Annotated in this window: 19 protein-coding genes and 6 pseudogenes; 15 read left to right on the top strand and 10 right to left on the bottom strand. The window is 59.7% G+C overall.

Annotated features, from left to right (window positions below):
* The first annotated feature begins 1 nt into the window (after position 1).
* Together AC10V3_RS37070 and AC10V3_RS37065 are read left to right on the top strand one after the other, a co-directional pair.
* Positions 2 to 1,357: an aspartate aminotransferase family protein gene (locus AC10V3_RS37070; RefSeq protein WP_022540325.1), complete on the top strand. Its 1,356-nt coding sequence runs from the start codon at positions 2 to 4 to the stop codon at positions 1,355 to 1,357.
* A 27-nt stretch (positions 1,358 to 1,384) separates the two neighbouring features.
* Positions 1,385 to 1,888 (top strand): Lrp/AsnC family transcriptional regulator, encoded by a 504-nt coding sequence (locus AC10V3_RS37065; protein ID WP_022540326.1) that lies wholly within the window; start codon positions 1,385 to 1,387, stop codon positions 1,886 to 1,888.
* Positions 1,889 to 2,571: 683 nt separating this feature from the next.
* Here AC10V3_RS37065 and AC10V3_RS37060 read toward each other — a convergent pair.
* Positions 2,572 to 2,829: an H-NS family nucleoid-associated regulatory protein gene (locus tag AC10V3_RS37060; protein ID WP_490924632.1), complete on the bottom strand. Its 258-nt coding sequence runs from the start codon at positions 2,827 to 2,829 to the stop codon at positions 2,572 to 2,574.
* Positions 2,830 to 3,037: 208 nt separating this feature from the next.
* Between AC10V3_RS37060 and AC10V3_RS37055 the strand changes: the two are divergent.
* Both AC10V3_RS37055 and AC10V3_RS37050 read left to right on the top strand, forming a co-directional pair.
* A pseudogene (locus AC10V3_RS37055) lies at positions 3,038 to 3,978 on the top strand (transposase); the annotation flags it as partial.
* Positions 3,979 to 4,658: 680 nt separating this feature from the next.
* Positions 4,659 to 4,961: pseudogene (locus tag AC10V3_RS37050) on the top strand (group II intron reverse transcriptase/maturase); the annotation flags it as partial.
* Positions 4,962 to 4,978: 17 nt separating this feature from the next.
* Here AC10V3_RS37050 and AC10V3_RS37045 read toward each other — a convergent pair.
* The 3 genes from AC10V3_RS37045 to AC10V3_RS37035 form a co-directional block, all read right to left on the bottom strand.
* A complete protein-coding gene (locus AC10V3_RS37045) occupies positions 4,979 to 7,051 on the bottom strand; it encodes a recombinase family protein (protein ID WP_490924334.1) in 2,073 nt (690 codons plus the stop codon).
* A gap of 136 nt (positions 7,052 to 7,187) precedes the next feature.
* Entirely contained in the window at positions 7,188 to 7,520 is a 333-nt protein-coding gene (locus AC10V3_RS37040) for a DUF6788 family protein (protein WP_349609875.1), read from the bottom strand.
* Between the two features lie 52 nt (positions 7,521 to 7,572).
* Positions 7,573 to 7,860 (bottom strand): DUF5372 family protein, encoded by a 288-nt coding sequence (locus tag AC10V3_RS37035; RefSeq protein WP_035828052.1) that lies wholly within the window; start codon positions 7,858 to 7,860, stop codon positions 7,573 to 7,575.
* A 29-nt stretch (positions 7,861 to 7,889) separates the two neighbouring features.
* On the opposite strand from AC10V3_RS37035, the pseudogene AC10V3_RS37030 reads away from it, so the two are divergent.
* Together AC10V3_RS37030 and AC10V3_RS37025 are read left to right on the top strand one after the other, a co-directional pair.
* Positions 7,890 to 9,122, top strand: a pseudogene (locus AC10V3_RS37030) (reverse transcriptase domain-containing protein); the annotation flags it as partial.
* A gap of 83 nt (positions 9,123 to 9,205) precedes the next feature.
* Positions 9,206 to 9,823 (top strand): annotated as a pseudogene (locus AC10V3_RS37025) (transposase); the annotation flags it as partial.
* A 70-nt stretch (positions 9,824 to 9,893) separates the two neighbouring features.
* On the opposite strand, the gene ltrA (AC10V3_RS37020) reads toward AC10V3_RS37025, so the two are convergent.
* Positions 9,894 to 11,201 carry a group II intron reverse transcriptase/maturase gene (gene ltrA / locus AC10V3_RS37020; protein ID WP_490924631.1) on the bottom strand — a complete coding sequence of 436 codons (1,308 nt, stop codon included), beginning with the start codon at positions 11,199 to 11,201 and terminating at the stop codon, positions 9,894 to 9,896.
* 641 nt (positions 11,202 to 11,842) lie between these two features.
* Positions 11,843 to 12,511: pseudogene (locus tag AC10V3_RS37015) on the bottom strand (IS630 family transposase); the annotation flags it as partial.
* 214 nt (positions 12,512 to 12,725) lie between these two features.
* Here AC10V3_RS37015 and AC10V3_RS37010 point away from each other — a divergent pair.
* On the top strand, positions 12,726 to 12,896 hold the full coding sequence (locus tag AC10V3_RS37010) for a hypothetical protein (RefSeq protein ID WP_022540274.1): 171 nt from the start codon (positions 12,726 to 12,728) through the stop codon (positions 12,894 to 12,896).
* Positions 12,897 to 13,237: 341 nt separating this feature from the next.
* Here the strand turns inward: AC10V3_RS37010 and AC10V3_RS37005 are convergent, their stop codons facing one another.
* A complete protein-coding gene (locus AC10V3_RS37005; protein ID WP_349605987.1) occupies positions 13,238 to 13,477 on the bottom strand; it encodes a hypothetical protein in 240 nt (79 codons plus the stop codon).
* A 32-nt stretch (positions 13,478 to 13,509) separates the two neighbouring features.
* Between AC10V3_RS37005 and AC10V3_RS37000 the strand changes: the two genes are divergently transcribed.
* On the top strand, positions 13,510 to 13,707 hold the full coding sequence (locus AC10V3_RS37000) for a DUF1643 domain-containing protein (RefSeq protein WP_022540272.1): 198 nt from the start codon (positions 13,510 to 13,512) through the stop codon (positions 13,705 to 13,707).
* A 785-nt stretch (positions 13,708 to 14,492) separates the two neighbouring features.
* Here AC10V3_RS37000 and AC10V3_RS36995 read toward each other — a convergent pair.
* Positions 14,493 to 15,053, bottom strand: a complete 561-nt coding sequence (locus AC10V3_RS36995; RefSeq protein WP_349605986.1) for a phasin family protein — start codon at positions 15,051 to 15,053, stop codon at positions 14,493 to 14,495.
* A 352-nt stretch (positions 15,054 to 15,405) separates the two neighbouring features.
* Here AC10V3_RS36995 and AC10V3_RS36990 point away from each other — a divergent pair, with 352 nt between their 5' ends.
* The 4 genes from AC10V3_RS36990 to AC10V3_RS36975 all read left to right on the top strand — a co-directional run bounded on the left by AC10V3_RS36990 (position 15,406) and on the right by AC10V3_RS36975 (position 19,424).
* Complete coding sequence (locus AC10V3_RS36990) at positions 15,406 to 16,353, top strand: IS4 family transposase (protein ID WP_490924630.1); 948 nt, start codon at positions 15,406 to 15,408, stop codon at positions 16,351 to 16,353.
* 504 nt (positions 16,354 to 16,857) lie between these two features.
* Positions 16,858 to 18,165 carry a group II intron reverse transcriptase/maturase gene (gene ltrA / locus AC10V3_RS36985; RefSeq protein ID WP_490924629.1) on the top strand — a complete coding sequence of 436 codons (1,308 nt, stop codon included), beginning with the start codon at positions 16,858 to 16,860 and terminating at the stop codon, positions 18,163 to 18,165.
* Between the two features lie 61 nt (positions 18,166 to 18,226).
* Positions 18,227 to 18,757 (top strand): hypothetical protein, encoded by a 531-nt coding sequence (locus tag AC10V3_RS36980; protein ID WP_490924628.1) that lies wholly within the window; start codon positions 18,227 to 18,229, stop codon positions 18,755 to 18,757.
* 334 nt (positions 18,758 to 19,091) lie between these two features.
* The gene (locus AC10V3_RS36975; RefSeq protein WP_490924627.1) at positions 19,092 to 19,424 is read left to right on the top strand and encodes a DUF3562 domain-containing protein; all 333 of its coding nucleotides are present in this window, start codon (positions 19,092 to 19,094) and stop codon (positions 19,422 to 19,424) included.
* Between the two features lie 270 nt (positions 19,425 to 19,694).
* Here AC10V3_RS36975 and AC10V3_RS36970 read toward each other — a convergent pair whose 3' ends face one another.
* Positions 19,695 to 20,648: a DnaJ C-terminal domain-containing protein gene (locus AC10V3_RS36970; RefSeq protein WP_490924626.1), complete on the bottom strand. Its 954-nt coding sequence runs from the start codon at positions 20,646 to 20,648 to the stop codon at positions 19,695 to 19,697.
* 160 nt (positions 20,649 to 20,808) lie between these two features.
* Between AC10V3_RS36970 and AC10V3_RS36965 the strand changes: the two genes are divergently transcribed.
* The 3 genes from AC10V3_RS36965 to AC10V3_RS36955 all read left to right on the top strand — a co-directional run bounded on the left by AC10V3_RS36965 (position 20,809) and on the right by AC10V3_RS36955 (position 22,022).
* Positions 20,809 to 21,243, top strand: a complete 435-nt coding sequence (locus tag AC10V3_RS36965) for an Hsp20/alpha crystallin family protein (RefSeq protein WP_490924625.1) — start codon at positions 20,809 to 20,811, stop codon at positions 21,241 to 21,243.
* Between the two features lie 17 nt (positions 21,244 to 21,260).
* On the top strand, positions 21,261 to 21,641 hold the full coding sequence (locus AC10V3_RS36960) for an Hsp20/alpha crystallin family protein (protein WP_490924624.1): 381 nt from the start codon (positions 21,261 to 21,263) through the stop codon (positions 21,639 to 21,641).
* Between the two features lie 120 nt (positions 21,642 to 21,761).
* Entirely contained in the window at positions 21,762 to 22,022 is a 261-nt protein-coding gene (locus AC10V3_RS36955; RefSeq protein ID WP_022540297.1) for a hypothetical protein, read from the top strand.
* Between the two features lie 254 nt (positions 22,023 to 22,276).
* Here the strand turns inward: AC10V3_RS36955 and mgtA are convergent.
* A pseudogene (mgtA, locus tag AC10V3_RS36950) lies at positions 22,277 to 24,792 on the bottom strand (magnesium-translocating P-type ATPase).
* Positions 24,793 to 24,933 lie beyond the last annotated feature (141 nt).

Here is a 24,933-nt window from a genome sequence, read left to right as displayed (position 1 = left end):
AATGAAAAGTACCACTGACCTCAACATGGTCAACGCCTATATCCCCGGACGTGCCAACGTGGGACCTGTCACTGCGGCGATGATCGATCGGCGCGATGCATTGCTCGGGCCGGCATATAGGCTGATGTACGAACATCCGCTTCACATCGTGCGCGGCGAAGGCGTGTGGCTGATCGATCCGGAAGGTCGGCGTTATCTCGACGTTTACAACAACGTCGCGTCACTTGGACATTGTCACCCGGCGGTGACCGAGGCGATATGCAGGCAAGTGCAGACCCTCGCGACCAACACCCGCTATCTGCACGACACGATCCTCGAACTGGCCGAACGCCTGCTCGCGAGCGTGCCTGAGACTAACCTTGCCCATCTCATGTTGACCTGCACGGGCAGCGAGGCAAACGACCTTGCCTATCGCATCGCAAAGGTGCGCACCGGTAGCACGGGCGTGATCGTGACCGAAACCGCCTATCATGGCTTTACCGACGCAGTGTCGCAATTCTCGCCATCACTCGGCGTGACAGTCGATCTCGGCGCCCACGTTCGCCTGGTTCCAGCACCGCGTCTCTATCATGCTGAGGGTGCTGACCTCTCAGAACGCTTCACGCGCGATGTCGAGGCGGCGATCGCCGATCTTCGGCGTCACGGCATCAAGCCTGCGGCACTGATTGTCGATTCCCTGTTCACGAGCGACGGCATCCTTCCTGAACCAGCGGGCTTTTTGAAGGGCGCGGTCGACGCGATCAAGCGGGCTGGCGGCCTTTTTATCGCCGACGAGGTCCAGCCAGGCTTCGGCCGGACCGGCGAGCATATTTGGGGTTTTCAGCGTCACGGTGTCATCCCCGACATCGTCACCCTCGGCAAGCCGATGGGCAATGGACAGCCTGTCGCGGGGCTGCTGGCCACTGCTGACGCGCTGGCAGAATTCGGAAAGAACTCAAGATACTTCAACACATTCGCCGGCAATACCGTATCGTGTGCGGCTGCGCTGGCGGTCTTGGATACGATCGAGAAGGAAAGCCTGGTGCAGCATGCCGCCAGGGTAGGCAACATCCTGCGTGACGGCATCGCCGATCTCGCCACCCGACATGAGGCCATTGGTGACGTGCGTGGCGTGGGCCTGTTCGTCGGCGTTGAACTTGTCTCGGACCGCGCATCGCGAACGCCCGATCGCGAGCTTACCACCCGGGTAGTCAATCGAATGCGCGACAAGGGCGTCTTGCTCAGCGCCTGTGCGATGGGGCACAATGTTCTCAAGATTCGACCACCACTGGTGCTATCCTCGGAACAAGCCGGCATCGTCATCGAAACGCTCGACGAAGCGCTAACACAGTGCAATCCGCAAAGCGGAGGTAACTAGGGCCGACACTGACGGTAGTATCGACTCATGCGAGCTTCAGCTTCCCTCGACCAGTTTGACATCAAGATTCTTGTGCATCTTCAGCGCGAGGGACGCTGTTCGAATGTCGACCTGGCCGCAGCCATTGGCCTCAGTGAAAGCCCATGTCTTCTCCGCACGAAACGGCTTCAGGAAACCGGCGTTATCCGTGGCTACCGTGCGGAGGTCGCACTGGAGAAGCTGGGCAGCCACGTAATCGTGTTTTCCGAGGTTACTATCAGCAGCCATCGGCCCCAAGACTTCCGCAAATTTGAAGCAGGGGTTGAGAAGTACCACGAAATCGTCGAATGCTACAACGTCAGTGGCGGTTACGATTACCTTCTGAAAGTCATCGCACCTAATATCGCTTATTTTCAGACACTAATGGAGCAGTTGTTGAAAGACGATATCGGGATCGAAAGATTTTCCAGCCGGATCGTATTGCGCAAGCCGCTTGAACAACGGGGGTATCCGCTGCGAATTATTGCAACCGGAAGGCCGGACTGGGATTAATGAAATGCGCACTGCCCATAAAAATCTCGCGCTGGTGCCGACGTAGTGGTCGCCGGCGCGATGCGTCGTTGCGACACTGCCCCTACCAGGACCGCCCAACTATAGGGGTAATCGTCCTTTTGCAGCAGATTGATACGGTCAGGCTTGAAAAGACGTTCCAAAACAATGACTCATTGATTCTTCGTTTCGCGCTGCACCGTCCTTTCTTTGCGGATTGGTACGCGGTTGGCAGGCGCTGTCTCGCCAAAGTTTGCCTGGCCAGCCTGCGAAGCTGCTGTCGTAGCTACCGCTGCGAAGGTACTGCCGTATTTCGGTCTCAAGCCACTGCGGTGTGCCAAGCTGTGGCAGATTTTGCTCTGCGGCGTTCGATGGCAGTTATGCCATAGCCTGTCGGGTTCTTGCGCCACTTCCTTGGATCAGCGCGTCAATGTAGGAGACCGCGCCAAAACGGGGGCTGACTAAGCGGCAAGGCGGTGGCGTTCTCCTCCGGCGACGGAGGGATACCATCGCTCAATGTGCGATCGGAACTGGTCATTGAGCACGGCCATCCGGATTTGTAGCAAGTTGTGCGCGTGCCGAGGCCGCCAGGCCATCTGGGGGCGTGGCCAAGATACGGGAATCCGCTATCACAAGGGCTACGGCCGCAGTTCTATCCGCGGCCGATGCCGAGTTAACCGACATCGCTACCCGACGCGGAAAAACTCGACGCTCTGCCCCGCATGGAAGGCCCGCTTGAGCCACGACGGCATCTCGCCCTGCCCGTCCCAGGTCAGCCCCTCCGCATTGCGGTAGCAGACCACCGGCGCCGCTGGTGCGGGCGGTGGAGGTGGAGGCGGCGGCGCGAAGCACCCCGCCGCGTCGAGGTCTTCGAGGGTGAGCCCGTAGTCGGTCTCCCTTTGTTTTCGCTGCAGTTTACCGGGGTAGCCGCCCCTCGTAGCCACGCGCGTTTCCCGGCGGCCATCTAAAAAACTTCCGATAAATCAATAGGTTGCTGTCTGCCCCGTTCCAGTTTTTGAAGTGCTGTAAGCGACATATTATCGTGCTGAACGTTGCGACCATCTTTCATTGCCGCTACCCCCCGGCGTCAGAATAGTTGTCGTGTTACCTGATTTCGATTGACCCAGTCTGGGGGCGGTAGAGTCAGAGTGAATGAGAGCCTATTCAGCAGAGCGAAAGGAAGCGCTGTTGCGCCGCATGATGCCGCCCGAGAACGCGTTGGTGTCGGCGCTGGCAAAGCAGACGGGGATCACTGAGCAAACGCTGTATGCTTGGCGTCGACAGATGAAAGCGCAAGGAGTCCCGGTGCCGGGAGATGGAAAGAACCCCGAGGCCTGGTCCTCGGCAGACAAGTTTGCGGTGGTGCTGGAAACCGCGCCGCTCAATGAAGCGGAATTGGCGGAGTATTGCCGCCGCAAGGGTCTTTACGCGGAGCAGATCGCTGCCTGGCGAGAGGCCTGTCGATCGGCCAATGCCAACGCCGGTGAACAGGCGCGAGAACAACGGCTTCAGTCCAAGGGTGACAAGAAGCGCATCCAGCAGCTTGAGAAGGAATTACAGCGAAAGGAGAAGGCGCTGGCGGAAGCGGCCGCGTTGCTGATTCTGAGAAAAAAAGCCCGGGCGATTTGGGGAGAAAAAGAGGACGACTGATCAGCGTCCCAGATCGCCGGTTGTGTATATCGTTGATTCGAGAGGCAGAACGCTCAGGCTGCCGACTGGCCCAGGCTTGCGACGAGTTGGGTCTGAGCTTGCGCACCTTCCAGCGCTGGGTTCAGGAGGGCGATGAGGTGGTCGCAGATGCTCGCACCACCACTGAGCGGCCAGCGCCAGCCAACAAGTTCAGCGAGCCGGAACGCCAGCTAATTCTTGAGGTAGCCAACAGCGTGGAGTTTGCCAGTTTGCCGCCCAGCCAGATCGTCCCGACGCTGGCGGACCGCGGCCAGTACGTGGCCTCGGAGTCGAGCTTCTATCGTGTCTTGCGTAGCGCGTCGCAGCAGCATCACCGCGGTCGTGCGCGCAAGCCCTCGGCCCGGGTGGTGACCAGCCATTGCGCCACCGGGCCCAATCAGGTGTGGAGCTGGGACATCACCTGGAGTACGCCCAGCCAGCGTAGCCCGCCCGTTTGGGGGTGAAGCTGCTTGAGCATGTTTGGAATGCAGGACCCGGTGGAAGTGACATTGCAGTACCGGGGTATGCCCTTCCTCTGCTGCGAGGGGAAGTGAGCCGAAGCGGCGGTGACCTGCTGACACTGGCAGGGTGACGTAGTCCGTGGGAAACGGGGCTTGCGGCGAAGCGGTTACGCCAAGATGAGTCTCTAGGCTGAGCATGGGACGGTTGAGGAACACGAACCTGTTGAAACGCATCTGAGGGTTGAAATGTCACCCCTGCCCACACCGCTTTATGGGCAGGACGCGGGCTGTTTCCGGGCACATCCATGGTCCGGGGGCACGAGTACTGACTGGACAAGTATGCTGGTCAGCATGGAACCACGGGGAGCGCGCAGCTAGATCGTGGTGCCCGCGACGACTTGCGGCAAGCAAGGATAAAGACTGCGACAGGCAACCTCGCTCATGCGGTGAGTCCAGCATGTGAACTGGGGAAGGTTTGCACAGATGCCAAGGGAGTGTGCCCCCGATGATGTGCAAACTGGCGGAGCCTCCGTAGTAGTCCGAGGTCGGGAAAGCCGGCCACATGGCGAAGGGAGGCAGTTGAAGTGGTTTGTTTGGTTGACTAGCTGACCCTAGTGAGGTGAAGACCTTTGATAATCAGTGAAATGCAAAGCAAACTGGCGACATGGTCGACGGAGAACAAAGAACGCAAGTTCGATCGACTCCTGAGGCTGATTGCCAATCGGGATTGGCTGAGCGAAGCGGCTCGCATTACACTGGCCTCCAGTGGAGCCGGCACGCCGGGCGTGGACGGGGTCAACAAGTGCATGATGGAAGCGAATCTCCAGCATGAACTGGCGACGATACGCGACGAGTTGCTGACGGGTTCATATAGTCCGTTGCCTGCGCGACGCGTGTACATACCGAAAGCGAACGGCAAGCTCAGGCCGCTCGGCATACCGACGGTGATCTCATAATGCACCTCTCACAGTTGAGTGTGGGAATGTTGCCCCCGAAGATGCCCTGAAGTGCGCACCCAGTCCCGCAGTTGCTGTTCCTTGACGGGATCCAGCGTGATCCACCATGGGCCCCGCCCGTCGAGCTTACGAGCGTGGACCACCTGGCGCTCAATCCAGTAATACACGACGTGTGGACTGATGCCTAGTCGGTGAGCGAGTTGCTGGACCGTGAGTTCGTCGGGCCGCATGAAGTTGGTCGCCGCAATCCCGTACCGGTAGCGGATCCATTTGACCATGGAGAGCGTGAACGATTTGCCAGTTGGGCTGCGCAGGCCTTCCTGATTAAGGTGCGCAACGATTTGTGGCTCGGACAAATGTTGCGACAGTTTGCGCACGTGCTCGACGGTTGCAGTGGGATAGCGCACCGCGTCGGCGACCGGCTTGGGCAAAGTCACGGTGGTGTCGGTACATTTGCCTCCCTGCCAACGCACGTGTAGGACCACCTGTCTGGTTGCGGGCAGTTTCTCGACCGTAATGTCCCGGATGAGCAGTCGCAGCATGCGCTTGCGATCCTTCGCCGGGGTCGCCGGAGCACGCCAGAGGCGCGGCAGATTGTGCGCCAGTGCGAGGATCTGGGCCTTCTGTTCGGGTGTGGCAACGCGCGCCTTCTGGCTCTGGAACTGGGCGGCTTCCGTCTTGATCGCTTCGAGGCGAAGCATCGCGTCATTCCAGCGCCGCTCGAGGGTGCCCGTGACCAGACGGTTGGCGGGATCGCATTCCTGATAGCGACGCTCGGCAAGAGCGACTTCATACTCGGCGCGTTCGATGCGCATATGCCACTGACGCATGATGGCGTGATCCCGCTGCTCGAGTTCGTTCAGGGCGGTCACGGCGAGTTCGAATTCGGCTGGCCGCAGGGCCGCGAGCATTGCTTCGCCGATCGCGTTGTCGAGCAGGTCGCTGCGCACGCTCATGCAATCTCTGGTCGCTAAACCCTGGCGGCGCTGCGCATTGCACAAGTACATTGGGTAGATGCCACCGTTACCCTGGTAGCGCACGGTCAGCGCCCGACCGCAGCAGCCACATAGCAGCAGCCCCTGAAGCAGCGCCAATCCTTCACGCGCCGCACCGCTGAGCACGGTACCTTCGCCGTTGGTTCGGTTGCGCGCCAGGCGTGCCTGGTTGCGCTCGAATTGCTCCGGGGTGATATACCCTTCGTGATGGTCGGGCAGATGGACACGCCAGTCCGCCTTGGGTACCGGCTGCACGCGCTTTTGGACCTCTCCCTGTGGCGTGATGCGTTGCCGGTACTGGTACCGTCCAAAGACATAAATGCCCGCATACGAAGGATTCTTGATCAGGCCGATCACGCGCTCATGGCTCAGGCGCCCCCAGATGAGCCGGCCCGCCCAAGCGCCGCCATAGGCGCGCTTGGGAAAGCGCAAGCCACCTTCGGCAAAGCGCTTGACGACCGCGTATGCGCTGCCGGTCTCTCGAAAGAGATGAAACACCAACTGCACGGCGCCGCGTACCTCGTCATCGGGGTCCAGGACGATGCGGCCGTCGTCGTCATAGCACAAGCCGACTGGCAGTGGAAAGCGCAACTCACCCTTCTGCGCCTTGTTGAGCTTGCCGCCTTGGAGGCGCCCGCGCAAAAAGTGCAATTCGGCCTGTGCCATCGTGCCTTTGAGGCCCAGCAGCAGGCCGTCGTTGAAGTCGCCCGGGTCGTAGCACCCATCGGCGTCGACGACCAAGGTACCGGTGAGCGCGCACAACTCGAGCAGGCGATGCCAGTCCAGATTCGAGCGCGCCAGGCGCGAGACCTCCAGCGCAAACACGGCGCCCACGTGCCCCATCGAGACATCCGCCACCAGCGTCTTGAAATCCTCGCGGCCCGTCATCTGCGCGCCTGACTGACCGAGGTCCCGATCCAGGATCCGGATCGACGTTTGTGGCCAGCCCAATGCCAGCGCCTTGTCGCGCAACGCATACTGGCGCTCCGTGCTCTCCTGATGGTGTCGCACTTGGGCCAGCGTCGATTGGCGGATATAGATGTACGCCGGCTTGCTCTGATGTTGGGGGGTGATCTTGGTGTTCATCGACGGCCTCCTCGGTCAACTCCAGCGCGGGCTCTGCGGTGAGCCAGGCTTCGAGCATGTTGGCGATGAGTACGCCGGCCGATTGCAGGTCGATGGAGTCGGTGAGCGACAGCGGCCACTGGCTCACCGACGCCCCTTATAGCGCCTCGCGGCGGCGTAATAGTTCGCGATTGATCTCGCAGATCTCCTCGATGATCTCGCGGACACGGTGATAGCTCGCCAGGCGTTCGGTGACGTCGGCGAAATCGGCTTGTGGCACGTAGTCCATTTGTGGTCGGCGCCCGGGAAAACTCACCGACAAGTAGTACTTGGGGCCATGACCTGGGCCATCGGCGCACTTGCAGCCAGGCTTGCCACAGCGCTTGTAGCGTTCGATGAGCGAGCCCCGCAAGAGCGTGTCCAACGCCGGCATTTGCTTGAGCAATTGCGCGCGACGCCTGCGTAATGTTGACGACGGAATATCTTCCATTGGCGGACCACGTTAAAAACTGGTCTGATAGTAGGGCAATGAAATGCATTGATCAAGCTCCTTTGGTTGATGACTTCTTGGAGGACGAAGCGGCAAGCTGATCGATCAACGCGATCAGCTCCAGCAGCATGCCCAGATCGAAGCGAGACACAGGGATCTCGCAATCGTCTTCGACAGCAGGCGCGCCCCAGTCGGTCCATTCGCGGGCAATGCTGAAGCTGCCGCGCTCGACATGACCCAGCAGCAATGTGTCGACGCCCGCCACCCGGCGCGTCTTCAGGACCGGATAACGCTGGCCCCGGAGCGGATGAAACGGATGGCGGATCTCAGCCCATCCCAAATGCTCGTTGAGCGCTTGTGCAGTTCGCGCTGACCGTCCCGAGCCTGCGGGATCGGATCGTGCAACGGGCAATGTTGATGGCGATGGAGCCGATATGGGAGAGCGATTTCCACCCGGCTTCATATGGCTTTAGGCCTGCCCGTAGCGTACATCACGCGATTCGCGCGGTGAAGCTCCAACTACAAGACGGCGGTGAACAAAGTACTGCGGGACGTTGGGTTATCGAGGGCGACCTCGCCAGCTACTTTGATACGGTTCATCATCGCCTACTCATGAAGGGGATTCGCAAGCGAATCGCCGATCAGCGCTTTCTTGACCTGCTCTGGAAGTTCATCAAAGCGGGCTGTGTTGATCGCGAACTGTTTCGTGCAGCAAGCGAAGGCGTTCCTCAGGGCGGTGTCATCTCGCCCCTCTTATCCAACATCATGTTGCACGAATTCGATGCGTGGATGGAGCGGAACTACCTGAGCAAGAAAGTGCGGAAGGATCGGTGGGCGTGGAACTTCGCAATTCTTAAACAGCGGCCTATTGCTGTTCGAGAAGATCGGCAGTGGAAACCAGCGGTATCCTATTGTCGGTACGCGGATGACTTTGTGATCGTGGTCAAGGGGACGCGTGAACATGCTGAGACAGTACGTGAAGCATGCCGTGGGTTCCTCGAAGGCGAGCTGAAGCTAACGCTGAATATGGAGAAGACCCATATCACGCATGTGAACGACGGCTTTGTCTTCCTCGGTCACCGGATCATTCGCAAGCGTGGGCCACGCGGCCGCATGCGGCCTGTGACGACCATACCGTGGGAGAAGTATCGAGGCTTTGCCGGGAGGCTCGTCAAGCAACTTTCGGGCAACTACGGCATGAACCGGATGGACCTGATGGAAAGCCTGAATCGGCAGATCGCTGGCTGGGCTGCCTTCTATCAATACACCGACTACACGACTACCATGTTCACTAAGCTAGACCGAACAGTCTTCTGGAAACTCGGACACTGGCTCGCGCGCAAGTATCGGCGTGGGTTCAGGTCGCTGATGCGCGACTATATCCGAGCGCCGGAGCCGGGACAGGCTACAACATGGGTGTTACAAGGCCAGAACAGTCGAGGGTGGTATGGGGTGGTGGCGCTTCGGCGCCTGGTTACCAGCCGCAAAGGTCGTTTTACCTGGCGTACCCCGACGGAAAATCCGTACATCCTGCGCGATGAGACACGCCGTACCATCGAGTCGCGCTACCCCGTTGTCGCCTTTGCTATGAGCAACACTTGAACGGAGAGCCGGATGCGCTGAGAGGTGCAAGTCCGGTTCGGGGAGGAGAGACAGGGAAATAGTCCGACTACGCCCTGTCTCTTACTCCACTGCCAGCGGAAATCAAGGGCCAGTATTACTACTGGTACATGATGCTGGACGTGTTCAGCCGCAAGATCGTCGGTCATGAAGTGCATCGGGCGGAATCGGCGGAGTTGGCGGCGTTGCTCATGCGGCGAGCCAGTTTGGCCGAAGGTCTGGCTGGACGTCCTCTGGTTCTGCACTCGGATAACGGCAGTCCAATGAAGGGCGCGACGATGCTGGCCACCCTGGAAAACCTGGGGGTGGTCGCTTCGTTCAGCCGGCCGCGCGTGAGCAATGACAACCCCTACGCGGAGTCGCTGTTCCGGACCTGCAAATATCGGCCAGACTACCCGCGCCAGGCGTTCGACAGCGTGGACGAGGCACGCGCATGGACGCAGCGATTCGTGCGTTGGTACAACCACGAGCACAAGCATAGTGGACTGAAATTCGTGACACCGGTGCAGCGCCACGGTGGCGTAGCCGCCGCGGTCCTGGCGCACCGTGAAGCGGTCTATGCTGAGGCTAAGGCCAGAACGCCCGAGCGTTGGTCCGGGCCGACGCGGAACTGGAGATTGGACGACGAAGTCTGGCTCAATCCGGAGCGGATTGAGCCAGCAGAACTAAAGCAGGTTGCGTGAGGTGACGGTCGAGTGGCCCGAGGGAACTGCCCCCTCAGGCTCTCACAGATCCGTACGTGAATCTCTCGATTCATACGGCTCCTCTTGTCCGCCGTTCTTCGAAACAGAAATCCCAGTGCGCGAATAGCTGAGGAAAACTTTCCCGACATCGTTTGAGCCACGCCCAAGCTCGTCGTTTGTGTCCTCTCAGCTTCTTGTACTTGTTTCGCGCCCACCCGCCAAGCCGTAAGTCTATTCTGATCAGGAACCGTTTTAGCGGCTCCGGATAGAAGACACCGTAGTAATTCACCCATCCCCGTACCATTGGGTTTATGCGCCGCGCCAGTTCGGGCAGCGTCAATGAGGTACTTCGATTGAGACTCATGCTTCTGATGGCCTGAGACATTCGCGTTAGCGCCTTTTGACTTACCGCAGGTCCGAATCCCGTGAACAAGTTTCCCTCTCGGTCTTGTACCGTCCGAGCGTGAAAGCTGAATCCAAGGAAGTCGAACTTAGTGTGGGTATGTTCCTCTCGACGTCGTCCATCTTTGCAATAAACCAAGCGTGTCTTCTCCGGGTGTAGCGAAAGCCCACAAGCGGTGAGCCGTTCCCTCAGGACAGACAGGAACTTTTCCGCCTGCTGCTTCGTTTTGCAATGACAGACCACATCGTCGGCATACCGTTCAAACGGCACCTCCGGATGCTCAGTCTGGACGCATCGATCAAACGCATAGTGAAGAAAGAGGTTGGCCAACAACGGACTGATCACCCCGCCTTGCGGAGTACCTCGATCCCGACCAACCAACTCCCCGGTTTGCTTCTGTACCGGACTCTCTAGCCAGCGTCTAATGTAGAGCCGTGCCCATGGCTCCGTGACGTGCTTTTCTACCGCACGCCACAGAAGCCCGTGGTCGATTGTGTCAAAGAAGGATTTCAAGTCAATATCGACTACCCAGTCGTAGCGCCAACAGTTTCTTCTCGCTTGCGCCACAGCTTGCTTCGCCGATTTGTTAGGACGATAACCGAACGATGATGAATGAAATATCGCATCGATTCTCGGCTCAACCATTAACTTTACCGCCATCTGAGCCACGCGGTCCGTGATAGTCGGCACCCCGAGAGGGCGAAACCCGTCCCCCTTCGGAATCAGCACCTCTTTGACCGGCTGGGGAAAATAACTCCCCGAACTCATTCGATTCCACAGGGCGTATAGATTTCTCGCCAAGCGATTTCGGAATAATTCAATACTTTCCCTGTCCACGCCCGGCCCTCCTTGATTGGCGGCCACGCGCTTCCAGGCTTCCCAGATCAACCGCTTGGGTATCTCGAACGACTTGGCGTCGACCCTGGAATCCTCCCGCGACGCGGTTGTTCTATGATCTTCGCCAGACAAGGTCATGCCTTCGCTCCAGAGGTCATTACAACCCTTTCAACGCTACTACGCATGACTCCGCCCCTGTGCCTCGCATTGGTACTCTGGCTCTCACGGGTTCTCCGCTTGAGTTTCTCCCTTAGCATCGAGACGACAGGTTCCCAAGTTCCGTATCCATGCCTGCAGGAAGGTCGCGCCATCTCTATGCCGGATGCCGTCAGACCCACTTCCAGGTCGCCGTCTGACTGATCCCGAGGAGATGTCGAATCCTCGGTTTTGACATCATTGCAATTATCGACACTTCTTCGATGGTTCACTTTCGTTCGCCTCCTTCCTGCCTACCTGACGAGATTCATCTCGCCTTTTCCCTAGACGCTCACCACAACCGCTCTTAACGGAAGCAGCTCTGGGTGGTTTGGTATCACCGCCTGATCGGCGAAACCGAGGGGCCTACCCTCATCACGAATACAGCATGTACGGCGACAAACTGTCGCTTTCCTTCTTGGCACACCGACAACTACGTTGACAACCGCCGGCTCCGAGACAGCTATCTCCAAAGCGGGGCCGGAATTCAAGTCCATGGGCAGGAACTCATTCACGTTGGCCCGACAGGTGCCGGCCAAGTGCCAAGTGGCCAAGTGGCCTAGCCGGGTTGCTAGTATACTGCGTCAATTAAATGGCACCGGGCGAATTCGCCGAGTTGGGTCGTTGTACTTCCACTTGATGGGTGCCGGATTCTCGTTGTGCTGACGGATTTAGCGCATCAGCTTCCGGTCTAGGTCCTTCACGGAAGTAAAGATACCGCGACTGATTACGTCACGCTGGATACGGGAGAACCAATTCTCCACCTGGTTCAGCCACGACGAATATGTGGGCGTGAAGTGCATGTGCACGTGCCGATGGGCCCGCAGGAATTCCTGGACGCGCGACGTCTTGTGGCTGCTCACGTTGTCACAGATCACGTGGATTTCCTGACCATCTGGCTGATGGGCCACGATATCGGTCAGAAACACCACGAACTGCTCGCTGGTGTGGCGCGCCGCGGTCTTGCCTAGCACTTCTCCGGTGGCCGTGTTCAACGCGGCAAACAGGCTCAAGGTGCCGTTGCGCTTGTACTCGAATCCATGGCTTTCGGCACGCCCGGGCGACAGCGGCAACATGCGGTCTTTGCGGTCCAATGCCTGGATCGCGGTCTTCTCATCCACGCAGAACACCACCGCATGCGCCGGCGGGTTCAGGTACAAGCCAATGACGTCGGCAGCCTTGGTCTCGAAGTCCGGATCGTTGGAGATCATGTGCTGTGCCAGTCGATGGGGACGCAGACCATGTTTGCGCCAGCGAGTAATGCCAAGGGGCGGCAAAAGACATCCCGGTTGCGCCGCGCATGGATGACCACCCTGGATTGCTCTCCGGACCTCCACTAAGCCGGGTTCGGATGACGGGATCTAGGCCATCTCGTTCATCGACGATCGGAAGCCGACTGACTCAAACGGGTCGGTCTCGGTCGTCGTCCACCGCGGAGCGAGAGCCATCGTAGGATGGCTGTGGCGAATGCCGGAGTACGCCGCGGTGCTGGCGCGCTATGCCCACGGGCAGGAGAAGCTGGCCGGCTGCAAGCGGCTGGCGATGTACGCGCGGCGGTTGTGCGGCATCACAGCCGGCACGCTACTGCTGGACCTGACCGCCCGACACTACCTCCGAAGCAGCAGCGCCAGGACCTGACCAACATAGCCGCCATCGCTGCGACACTGGAAGCTGCGTGCGATCGAACGGCATGGTGGCGCCCAGATCCTCGAGCGAGCCTTCACCGGCTTCACCGCCCTACCGTCGCCCGGCGCAGCGCGCACGTGGCGCGAGGTGATCGGCGTGCCGACTGGCGAACGCGACCTGGATGCCGTCCGGGCGGCGTTCCGGCGGCGCGCTCAGGCGGCGCATCCCGACCGCGGGGGCTCGCACGATGATATGGCTGCCCTCACCGTGGCGATGCGGCAAGCGGAGCAGGAGCTGTCTTGACCGGGTTCATCATCAAACCAAAGTGTCCGACCGGCACGGGTTGGATCATGCTACCTGCCACGTTCGGCAGCTTCGCCGAGCGACACATCGACTACCCGTTTCGCGCGAGAAAGCGAGCGACCTACCACAGCTTCGACGGTGCCCGCTTCCTTTCCCGTCCAAGACGAGACGGGCAGATGCCCTTCTGCCGCACAAGCAATCTGGACGCTCAGCGAGCAATTCCCGCCCTTTTCAGTTACCGCAATTTGAATCGCATGGCCGCGATACTGGTACGTACTGACTTCGCTCATGGTGGCGCCCTCTCCGTTGCAAGGATCGTAGCATGAAGCACATGACAACCCAGACCCTCGACGGCGAGGCCGGCTGCGTCCACTCCGACTGCGAGCAATACCGCTATCGCCTCTGGCGCTACTGGGATGCCAGCCGGCCGACGCTGGGCTTCATCATGCTCAACCCATCGACGGCCGACCACCAAGTCAACGACCCGACGATCACGCGGTGCCTGCAGGGGTGGCTTTGATTTTGATCTCGCCAAACATGTGTTCGTGCGACCTGCAAGTCGCGTGAGTTTCTGTTTCACTGGAGCATTTATGACCTGATGAAACCGGTTGTTCCATCAACCGTTCCCTACCCAGACACGCGGAGCCGGTAACAGCTCGGCGTGAAGCTCTGGGGACAACGTAGCCGCCGGATACCCGGTACGCCCAGCCGCAAGGTGAAGCGGAATCTGCCAGCACGAGGGCGGAGAGGAGCAAGGGACGAGTGGGTACGACCAACATATGTGAACTTCGGTTAAACGTCGTGAGTTTGAACAAGCCAAACGTGCTGATAGGCTTGAACCAAAATGGTATGCGGTGAGGAATGGTCTCTGAATACTGGGCCATCATGGACAGCACACCGCCGGCGAAGACGAAGGGTCCGCCCCACTCGGAGACTCATGTGGAACAGGGCAAGCCCATAGCGCCGCCGGCGACGGCAGGCGAACCGCAAGGAACGCTGTTGGCACTGTGGGTAAAGGAATGCGGAAAAAGCGAACGCCCGGCTGTAATGGACGGGATACGGGACTAACCGCTTGTCGCCGCCGGCCTGGTGCTCGTCCGCATCGTGATGCCTGGACGCAACCGGCCACTGAGCATGACCGGTTCCCAGGACAGCGGCTTGCACGCATCGCCGGCGTCGTGCGGCCTCACTCAGCTGACGTTCACCCCTTTGCACACAGGGGACCTACGATGGACCAGTGCAATGTTCATCGCCATGGGAGCAAGCACGCGGCGCGGCGAACCACTCCGTTTTACCCACTGCGAACTACGGCGCAGCCTTCTGCGACGCCTGTTCGTCGGAAGGCTGGCTGGCACTGGCGACAGCGTCGGCGGATGCCTTAAGGCTACTCTCAGCAGCTTGCGTCATTTGCTTCGCGGCATTCCGCATACCTTCGAACAGCAAGTCGGTCGCCCTGATTGCGGCTTGCAATACAGCGTCTGCAGTTCCGGAGTCCCATGGCTCGGCAGCGCTTTTGACCAAGTTAGTCATCTCGTGCTTGTTCGCCTCGTATTGAGCTTCGGCCACCTTGTCGAGCGCTGCCTGTGTATCGGCCGCGATTTTGTACAGATGGCGCTGATACGATAGCGCCTTGTCAGACATCGGACGAAGCAAGTCGGTTTCAACTGCAATCAACTCCTGTGTGTCCTTAACTGACAGCGCTTTTTGTGCCCCCTCCTGTGTTTCGACGAGCGCCGTCTTCACAGTCTGCATATTCAGATCGAGCAATTTCTCGAATCCCTCGAAGGCGTTGTTGGCCAGCCCCACTAAGGCGTCAAGGTTCGCCGTCTGCACATCAGCGATTTGCTTGGAGGACGATTGATTCATTTGCAACTCCTTACTTGTCGAGCGCCCAACTCTGCCATTGACGGCACATCCGAGGAGGGCCTGGTGAACCGACTGGTGCGGCATGACCGGTGGCGGAACTTCCCAATGTGCTCGGGGTTGAACATACGGCCCCACCGTGCGTGGGGCCCCGCCATCGCACTAGGAGCCTGACAAACAGGTTCTCCTGCGGTCGGAAGACTATGAGATAAATCTAAGCTCGGACTGTGACAGAAAGGCGACGGCAGGCCTGTTCTTGCGCTACGTGACGGTTGACTTCTAAGACTCACCCCTTTCAAGGTGACGAAAATTGGGGCACCCTCCGTGTTCTCGAACAGAAACCGGAGTCAATGGCGTGGTACTGGACGCAGTGGTGGAACGCTTTATCGAACACAGCCCGATCAGCGTGATGGCGCGCCTGGGGTTGCAACGCGCCCTTGATCCGGCCTGGATCGACGAGTTGTTCGAGCAAGAGCGTGAAACGCAGTACACGCGGGAGTTATTGTTCTCGACGACGGTGGAAATCATGTCGCTGGTCGCCGTGGGGCTGCGCCCGTCGGTGCATGCGGCAGCCAAGGCCAGTCCGGCGCTGCCGGTTTCCATCACCGCGCTGTACGACAAGCTCAGCCGGACCGAGCCGGGGCTGGTTCGTGCCCTGGTGCAAGGCAGTGCGCAGCGATTGGGGCCGGTCGTGCAACCGATGTTGCGCAAGCAGCCGCCATCGGTGAATGGCTATCGCCTGCGCATCGTGGATGGCAGCCATTTGCCGGCGAGCGAAAAGCGCCTGAAACCATTGCGGGGGTTTCGGGGTGCGGCCTTGCCAGGGCAGTCATTGGTGGTCTATGACCCGGACACGGCGATGATCGTCGATCTGGTGCCCTGTGAAGATGCGCATGCCCAGGAGCGGGCCATCATGGAAACCCTGCTCGCATCGGCCCAGCCGGCCGAACTGTGGATCGCCGATCGCAACTTCAGCACCCGGGCGATTCTTGCCGGGTGGCAGCGTCGCGGCAGCGCCTTCATCGTGCGGGAGCACGGCCGCAATCCGAGCCCCAGCGAGCTGGAGCCGTTACGCGAAATGGGCCGGGTCGAAACCGGCATCGTGTACGAGCAAGCGGTCAGCATCCCAGATGAATCGAACGCGCCGCTGGTGCTGCGGCGCATCGAGCTGCATCTGGATGGCGCCACCGAGGATGGTGACACCGTCATCCGCCTGCTGACCAATGTCCCGGCCGCCCATCTGACGGCCGAGGCAGTCGCCCGGCTATACCGGCGACGCTGGAGCATAGGTGTGTCCAGATAAGGACACGTTATCCAGTCGGTGAAAGTCCGACCGAGGCAAAAGACTCAAGCCTCGTAGCTTGGGAGGCGTCATGGCGCGAAAGCAAGATGACGGAGCCCTCCGACAGTATGCTCAGAAAGGAGTATATGCAACGCACCAGGTTGCAACGTGCAGTGAACGCAGATGTAGCCTCGTCACACGAAAACCCGGTGGCTGAGACGGTCTATAACGCGCGAAAGCAGCAAGAGTTGTCCGAAACGAGTCCGATGCGGCAGCTCTCACCGGCGGGGTATCAGCGGCGACATGGTGTGAAGGATAACGTGGAAACTGGAGAAGCCCTCGGCACCCGGCGGAGAAAGCCCGTCGAGGAGATGCTCGTTATAACCGCGAGTGGGAAATGCGGGCATAGGTGTCAGGGTGACGGATCGGGTCGTAGTACTGTCGATGGACGTGCAGCAAAACGCGCCCGGAGGGAAGGGCCCGGACCGGTGAGTATTCCGTCCAACAAGGTGAGGCAGGGATGAAATGACAAAGGCATCCGGCAGTCTGCAGGAACTGAGAAGGCGGATCTATCGCAAGGCGAAGTCTGACAAGACCCATCGCTTTTGGGGGCTCTTCGTGCATATTGCGAAGAGTGAAACCCTAGACGAGGCCTACCGTATCGCCAAGAGGAACGGCGGTGCACCGGGAATCGATGGTCTGAGCTTTAATGACATCGAGGCATCGGGACGCATTGTATTCCTTGCGGAGATTCAGGCAGACCTCAAAACCGGCAGGTATGAACCCAAGCCGAACCGCAGGGTTGAGATCCCGAAGAGTAACGGCAAGGTCCGCGTTCTCCAGGTTCCTTGCATCCGCGACCGCGTGGTGCAGGGCGCGCTGAAACTGATCCTCGAAGCGGTATTCGAGGCGGACTTCTGCCCGAACTCCTACGGATTTCGACCGAAGCGGTCCCCACACCGCGCGCTGGCGGAAGTCAGACGCAGTGTGCTGCGGCGCATGTCGACGGTGGTTGACGTGGATTTGTCGCGCTACTTTGACACAATTCAACATTCAACCCTGTTGGGCAAGATCGCGAAGCGCATTCAGGATCCCCAGGTCATGCACCTGGTCAAGCAGGTTATCAAAGCAGCGGGCAAAGTTGGGGTACCGCAAGGTGGCCCATTCAGCCCACTCGCTGCGAACATCTACTTGAATGAGATTGACTGGATGTTCGACGAGATTCGACGCAAGACGGCACAGGGCCCTTACGAGGCAGTGAACTATCACCGGTTTGCTGACGACATTGTCATCACCGTCAGTGGCCACCACACCAAGCGCGGCTGGGCTGAACGTGCCCTACAGCGTCTGCGGGAACAACTCGTGCCCTTGGGCGTCGAGTTGAACACGGAGAAAACCATTGTGGTGGATACATTGACGGGGGATGCCTTTGGGTTCCTGGGGTTCGACCTGCGTCGCGCGCGCAAACGAGCGGGGAACGGGTCCTTCGTCCTAATGACCCCCAAGAAGAAGGCTCGCCAAGCCATCAAGGCGAGGATCCGCGACATCATCCGGCATGGAGGCTCGACCCCAGCCGTGAAGCTGATCGCGAAACTCAATGCTGCGGTGGCGGGATGGGTCAACTACTTTCGGGTCGGCAACGCCAGTCGCGCCTTCAGTGAGGTACGCGACTATCTGGAAATGAAGGTCCGAACTCTGCTAACGCGGCGCAAGCGACGCAAGAAGAGGAGCGTCGGGTGGCGACGGTGGAGTAACGAGTACCTCTACGGAGTCCTGGGCTTGTACTGGGACTGGAAAACGCGCCCGCTGTCTGGCGCGGAGGAGTTCGCGTGAAAGCGGCCGCCATACCGACAGGACACATAACCCTTGCGATGAATCTCCCTGGGTGAGCTGCTTGAGGGAAAACCTCACGATCAGTTCTTATGGGGAGGGGCTGGAAACGGGCCGGGGTCGCCGAGCACCGCGCCAGTCCTTTACCCGCCAGAATCTGTTTCAGCGGCTGGAATCGGTGCTCAACAGTGAGATTCGTTCGTTGAGCCAACCGCGCGCGGCGCTGCTGGCCTTCGGCGTGGCGGCGCTCGCGTATAACGTACTGAGCGTGATTGCGACTGCGGTGAGAATCCGGCATGAGCTGGATACCAGCGACATCGAGCTCTCACCGTATTACCTCGCCAGCGAAATCCGGGCAACTTATGCCGGCATGATGATCGCGGTGCCGCCCGAGGTGTGGCAGGCCTATGACCTCCTCACCCCAGCTCAGCTCGGTCGCGAGTTGATCAAGATGGCGACGCACGTTGATCCCCGCGCGATGCGCAAACATACGCGGGGACCGAAAGCGCCGAAGAAGAAAGGCTATGTGGCCGGATGCGTAGCACGGCGGCATGTTTCTACCGCCCGTGTCATCAAGGCTGGACGTGTCGTCTAATCACCTTGAAAGGGGTGCTTCTAAGCCTGCCTCATCTGGAGACCAGATGGCTTCCTCTGCCGGTCGCGAATTCACGGTGCCCCCAAGAGGCCTATGCGAGTCGGTACTTGAGAGTAAGCACTAACCGAAAAGGCCCGCCACTATCCCGCTTTACTCACAAAGCTCCCACATTTGCTCCCGAAGTTGAGTAGAGTGGTTATTCGTCCCGAGCGGCAGTGCACGGTTCAGGAGCCGTCCTCGAAGCAGTGCTAGCGCAGACGTGACGTCGACAACATGCACACGAATAGCCACCAGTGCCGTCACCCGCGCAAGAAGAGAGTGGAAAGGGGGAGCGATGAGAACAGAGGACCAAGACCACGTAGTTGCGAGGATTGCGATGGAGACTGGCTTCCCTCTTGAGGTCGTTCGGGAATTCTACCTCGCAGCATTCCGAGACCTCAGCGCAGATGCCCGTGCTCATGCCTATCTGCCGCTATTCGCCGCAAAGCGGGCAATCGCTCAGCTGCGCAGTGCAGATTCTGAGTCCGGAACTCAAACTCGCTCGCTCGACCCGGATGCTGAGCGGGATGCCCCTCAGGCGGCATTATCGACCGAAGCCCAAGACTTGCGCATACACGCCTCTTGGACACGACAACCTACGGCTATCGCGAGCCCAATCATCGGGTAGCTGCCGGGAACAGGAATTTTTGGTCTCTGCCCCCTGAGTGAGGGTGCCTTCGCCTGCCATCTACTACGAGCCTCTATGAGCCGGGAGGCTCGACGATTATGTCGACCACCAGATGACCCTTCGATGACAGCCACGCCTTGTACCAACGACCAGGCTAGCGTCCCTCTGGATGGCGCCGAGCACACGCTGGTAGTCCTGCTCTAGTGCCCTGCCCTCCCGAGTCCGAGTTGGCAGTGCCCGGCATCCACGGGTTGAATCCGCAGGCCATTGTCAGGCTCTCCTATCCGGGCGCGGATTAAAGCTCAATTCCCGCGCCATGGCTTCATAAAGCTCCCGCGCTTTGGTGGTGTTTGCCGGCGGCAACACCACCTGGATGTCCAGCAGCAGATCGCCCGGTGGATTAGCGGGAATGCCCTTGCCGCGCACACGTAGCTCGCTGCCGCTCTGGGCGCCAGGGGGAATGCGCACCTTCAGTTCGCCCCCAGGTAAATCGACGGGCACCACCGCCCCCAGCGCCGCCTCCCATGGCGCCACCTGCAGGGTGAGGTGTAGATTTCGCCCCTTCACTTTCAGTTGGTCGTGCGGTTTGAAATGCACCTCCAGAAAAAGGTCCCCCGCCGGCGCACCGCCGATCCCCGGCGCCCCCTGCCCGGCCAGACGGATGAGCTGACCTTCGCGCACGCCTTTGGGAATTTTCACGCTGAGGGTCCGGCTCCTCGACTGCGCTCCGCCCTGAGCGTCCATGCTTGGCACCCGCAGCGAAAGTTGACGGGTGGCGCCGGTAAAGGTGTCGTCCAGGTCCAGCAGCACCTTCGCGTGGTGATCCACACCGCGTGACTGGAAGCTGCCACCGTGCGTATGGAAGCCGCGGTGTCTGCCCCCCACATGGCCAAACAGCTCGGCGAAGAAGTCGCTGAAATCGGCCTCTTCCTGAGGCGAGAAGCTCCGACTCGAGAACTCGAAGCCGGTGTCCCAGCCCGGTGGCGGACGGAACTCCTGGCCGGGCTGATTGCCTCGTCCCAATTGATCGTACGCGGCGCGCTTTTCCGGGTCGGAGAGCACGGCGTAGGCCTCGTTGAGCTGCCTCATGCGCAGTTCGGCATCCGACTCCTTGGAAACGTCCGGATGGAACTTGCGCGCGAGCTTGCGGAACGCCTTCTTGATGTCCTCCGCCGTGGCATCGCGTGCCACCCCCAGCGTTTTGTAGTAGTTCTGGAACTCCATGCGTGTTCCCCTTTTCCAGTCTCGAGGGCTGCTCTTCACCTCGGAAGAATGATGTCGAATACCAGTCAAATCAAGAACTTGAAATCCCCAGGCGAAGCCTTACCATTGCAACCGGGGGCGTCCGAATATGGCGCCCGCGCGAAAGCGAATGGAGGCAAACATGATGTATCGATCGTTGTTTCCCCGTGACGTATTCTCAGAACTGGAACGGCTACAGCGCGAATGGCAGCAGCCATTCGAGCTGTCTTCCAGCATTCGTGGTCGGGTCAGTTTTCCGGCCATGAATGTAGGCGGCACACCCCACTCGGTGGAAATCTACGCTTTTGCCCCTGGCGTCGATCCGGCCAGCATCGACGTGCAGCTGGTGCAGAGCGTGCTGACCATTGTCGGCGAGCGCAAGCCCGATCTCCCCGACAAGGACGAGCAAACCTCCGTGCATATCGATGAACGCTTCGCCGGCCGCTTCCGCCGTGTGGTGAGCCTGCCAAACGACGTGAATCCCAATGCGGTGGAGGCCAAGTACCGCGACGGCGTGCTGCACATCAGCATCCAGCGCCTCGAAGCCGCGCAGCCGCGCCAAATCAGCATCCAGTGAGCGAGGAGGATCAGGCCATGAGCGAAAATACTGCTGTCACCAAGCAAGCCGACACTGACAGCACTGAAGCGGCCCTAATGCCGCCAGTGAACGTGTACGAGGACGCCGCAGGCATCACCCTGTACGCCGATCTGCCGGGTGTGCCCAAGGACAAGCTGGTTGTGCAGGTGCAAGGCGATATCCTGACCATCAAGGGCGAAGTCGTCCTGGACCTGGCGGAGGGCATGGAAGCCAGTTACGCCGAGGTTTCCCTGCCCCGTTACCGGCGCGTGTTCACGCTATCCAAGGAACTAGATGCCGAAAAGGTTGTCGCCGAGTTCAACCACGGCGTGCTCAAGCTGCGCATCCCGAAAGCCGAACACACGCAACCCACCCGCATTGAGGTCAAGGTGGTGTGATGTACGCCGAGCGGGCCGTGGGCATCACCCATGGCTGCCCACACGTAGGAGGGCTGAAATGAAACGGAATCTTGAAAGAGAGTTTCGGTATTCGCTCCTTTGAACAGCGAGAGGCCGACGATGCGACTGATCGAACCGGATGAACAACAGGACTTTCTTGCGACCTTGCAGCATAATGGTCTGGCAGCAGATGATTTCGAACTCCTGGAAACGGATACGACTGACCCAAAAGGCGACGAGAACATCGGTTTACAGGGCTACGTCACGGTAACCAGACTATCGACACAAGTTACAAGGGAATACCCGATCGGCGATGAAACCGATTGGGTTCAGCATTTCAGCAAAGATCTCGAAGCCGGCATCTTCGATAAGTCGGAATGAGATCCTGCGTGCTATTGGGGCCGCGGGTGAAAGATGACTACCTGCCTGAATGGATGCTCGCCTGGAGGCCGGCATATCCAGACGATACGCATGTAGCTGGAGGAACAGATTCTCTTGCCACATTGCTTCCAGTCTTCCTTTGGGCGAGATCCCTGTGGTGGGGTTTAAATGGTTGCTGCCGGTCGTGCCGTTCAGATGACTTCTATGTTGCGATGAAGGACGGCGGAGCTGGGATAAGAATCCACCCTTCTGCGTCACTCTGTTGCAAAGCGGCGGAAGAACCATTGTTTCATGCCCTCCACCGCCAACAGATAGAAGAGCAGCATGGCAGCGAGGATGATAAAGAAGAATGCCGGCGGCGCGACGAAACCGAGACGCACGCCAGCAGGGGTGAACGGCAGCAGCACGGCCACCGCCACCACCGCCAGTGAACAGGCAATGAGCCACGGATTCGGGTAGCTCCTGAAAGGATTCCTACGGGTGCGGATGACGAAGATAACCAGCACCTGCGTGGCCATGGACTCAATGAACCAACCGGTATGGAAGAGCCTCTCGCCGGCATGAAAGACCGTCAGCATAATGTAGAAGGTGAGGAAGTCGAAGATCGAGCTGACCGGGCCGATAATCAACATGAAATTGCGGATGAAATTCATGTCCCAGTGACGGGGATGGCTCAAGTAATCATCATCTGCCCGGTCCATTGGAATGGGCAGTTCGGATACGTCGTAGAGGAGATTGTTGAGCAGGATCTGCACCGGCAGCATCGGGAGGAAAGGGAGAACAAGCGAAGCGCCGGCCATGCTGAACATGTTGCCGAAATTGGAGCTGGTTCCCATCATGATGTATTTCATGATATTGCCGAATGTGCGCCGTCCTTCCTGGACCCCGGCATGGAGGACTACCAGGTCGCGTTCCAGCAGGATCATGTCTGCCGCCGCTTTCGCCACGTCCACGGCACTGTCCACTGAAATGCCCACATCGGCGGAATGGAGCGAAGGCGCGTCATTGATCCCGTCGCCGAGATACCCGACTACATGACCGCGCTGCTTCAGCGCCAGGATGACCCGGTTTTTCTGGGTAGGCGCCACACGGCAGAAGAGGTTCACTTGCTCCACCCGCGCTGCGAGCGCCGGGTCATCCATTTGCTGGATCTGCGCACCGGTAAGCACACCCACTACCGGGAGCCCAAGCTGTGTGACCAATTCATTATCGCCGGTGATGATCTTGACCGCGATCCCATCGGCGGCGAACTCTGCCAGGGCCGCCTTGGCGCTCTCCTTGGGGGGATCGAGGAAGGCCGCGAAGCCAGCAAAGACCAGTTCCGTTTCATCGTCCACCACGGCATGGGGGTGGCCCATCCCCACCTGCCGTGAGGCGATGCCCAGCACCCGGAAGCCCTCTTTACTGAGACCCTCAAATTGCCCGGTGATCCCCTTGAGCGCCGCTTCATTCAGGGGCCGCAGGCCGGCCTCTCCATTCAACCCGTAGCTGACCGACAGACGGAGGATGTCTTCAGGCGCCCCCTTGACCACGAGCAGTAGGGTCGTCCCATTGTCGAGGAGCACCGATACCCGGCGGCGCTCGAAATCGAACGGCACCTCATCGATCTTGCGCCAGCCGCTCACGTCGATTTCTGTGTGCTCCAGGATGGCGTCATCGAGGGGGCTTCTTAGTCCTGTTTCAAAAAAGCTGTTGAAGTAGGCCAGTTCCAGAACCCGCTGACTTTCCCTGCCAAGGGGGTCTAGGTGGCGCTCCAGGTGGATCCGGGCCTCGGTCAGCGTGCCAGTCTTGTCGGTACAGAATACGTGGTGGATCGAGGCGAGCCTCTTAACGATCACCTTGCTCGCTGCCATGCGCAGTGCGCCTCGCGACAGCGTCACGGAGACCACCATGGGGAGGAGTTCAGGCGTCAGCCCGACGGCCAGGGCCACGGCAAACAGGAACGATTCGAGCCATGGGCGATGAAAGAAGGCGTTGACGAGAAGGACGAACAGGACGAGGAGGATCGTCATGCGCATGATGAGATTCCCGAAGCGGTGGGTCCCCTGCTCGAAGGCGGTGGGCGGGGCCGTGACCAGCAGGGTGTCGGCAATCTCACCAAGCGCCGTATTCTGCCCGGTGCGGCACATCAGCACCCTGGCCGTGCCGCTGATCACCGATGTCCCCAACAGCACGGTATTGCTGGCCGAGAGTATCTCTGTCTCTCGCGGCAAGTCACCGGGGGTCTTTTCCACCGGATATGGTTCGCCGGTAGGAGGGCCTGGTTGACGAAGAAGTCCTTTGCCTCCAGCACCCTGCCGTCGCAGGGAATCAGGTCGCCGGCGGTAAGGAGCGCCACATCGCCGGGCACCAACTCCGCAAGCGGTATCTCAAGGGGCTGGCCATCCCGCAGCACCTGCCCCCGTACTGCCACCGACTGGCGTAGTCGCTCCGCCGCCTGACCAGCCCGGTATTCCTGGACGAAATCGAGGGACACGCTGATGATGACGATGGTACCGATAATGAAGAAGCTGAGGGTGTCGCCGGTGAAAGCGGAAAGGGCGCTGGCAGTGAGGAGAATGATGACCAAGGGATTGTGGAACTTGGTCAGAAATTGAAGGATCAGCGCTCTTATTCGCTCCCCATGTATCAGGTTTGGGCCGAACTGTGCCAGGCGCGCAGCCGCCACCGCGCTGCTCAGTCCGTCAGGGCCTGTGGCCACCTGTTCCAAGAGCGCCGCGACAGGGAGCTGCCAGAATGCGGAATCCGTTTTGACGGCGGGTGTAGGCATGATGGATTCCTCCGGCGAACTTACGCATCGCGGTACCAGCATAACGGGCGTGTCCATGTCAATGAAGTTGCTCCGCAGCCAGTAGCTGGTCGCGCCCTGTCACGGCGAAGCGTCAAGGACATGCGCGGGCCAGGACAGGCG

The organism is Cupriavidus sp. PB-02 (assembly GCF_058252315.1).
Note: the sequence above shows the minus strand (reverse complement) of the source record. Positions and strands in the feature narration are given on the sequence as shown.

What these genes read in the sequence shown, in the direction of transcription:
- AC10V3_RS37070 (WP_022540325.1), top strand. Translation starts at nt 2, where the DNA reads ATGAAAAGTACCACTGACCTCAACATGGTCAACGCCTATATCCCCGGA.
- AC10V3_RS37065 (WP_022540326.1), top strand. Translation starts at nt 1,385, where the DNA reads ATGCGAGCTTCAGCTTCCCTCGACCAGTTTGACATCAAGATTCTTGTG.
- AC10V3_RS37045 (WP_490924334.1), bottom strand. Translation starts at nt 7,051, where the DNA reads ATGAACACCAAGATCACCCCCCAACATCAGAGCAAGCCGGCGTACATC.
- AC10V3_RS37040 (WP_349609875.1), bottom strand. Translation starts at nt 7,520, where the DNA reads ATGGAAGATATTCCGTCGTCAACATTACGCAGGCGTCGCGCGCAATTG.
- ltrA (WP_490924631.1), bottom strand. Translation starts at nt 11,201, where the DNA reads ATGACCTTGTCTGGCGAAGATCATAGAACAACCGCGTCGCGGGAGGAT.
- AC10V3_RS37010 (WP_022540274.1), top strand. Translation starts at nt 12,726, where the DNA reads ATGCCGGAGTACGCCGCGGTGCTGGCGCGCTATGCCCACGGGCAGGAG.
- AC10V3_RS37005 (WP_349605987.1), bottom strand. Translation starts at nt 13,477, where the DNA reads ATGAGCGAAGTCAGTACGTACCAGTATCGCGGCCATGCGATTCAAATT.
- AC10V3_RS37000 (WP_022540272.1), top strand. Translation starts at nt 13,510, where the DNA reads ATGAAGCACATGACAACCCAGACCCTCGACGGCGAGGCCGGCTGCGTC.
- AC10V3_RS36995 (WP_349605986.1), bottom strand. Translation starts at nt 15,053, where the DNA reads ATGAATCAATCGTCCTCCAAGCAAATCGCTGATGTGCAGACGGCGAAC.
- ltrA (WP_490924629.1), top strand. Translation starts at nt 16,858, where the DNA reads ATGACAAAGGCATCCGGCAGTCTGCAGGAACTGAGAAGGCGGATCTAT.
- AC10V3_RS36975 (WP_490924627.1), top strand. Translation starts at nt 19,092, where the DNA reads ATGAGAACAGAGGACCAAGACCACGTAGTTGCGAGGATTGCGATGGAG.
- AC10V3_RS36970 (WP_490924626.1), bottom strand. Translation starts at nt 20,648, where the DNA reads ATGGAGTTCCAGAACTACTACAAAACGCTGGGGGTGGCACGCGATGCC.
- AC10V3_RS36965 (WP_490924625.1), top strand. Translation starts at nt 20,809, where the DNA reads ATGATGTATCGATCGTTGTTTCCCCGTGACGTATTCTCAGAACTGGAA.
- AC10V3_RS36960 (WP_490924624.1), top strand. Translation starts at nt 21,261, where the DNA reads ATGAGCGAAAATACTGCTGTCACCAAGCAAGCCGACACTGACAGCACT.
- AC10V3_RS36955 (WP_022540297.1), top strand. Translation starts at nt 21,762, where the DNA reads ATGCGACTGATCGAACCGGATGAACAACAGGACTTTCTTGCGACCTTG.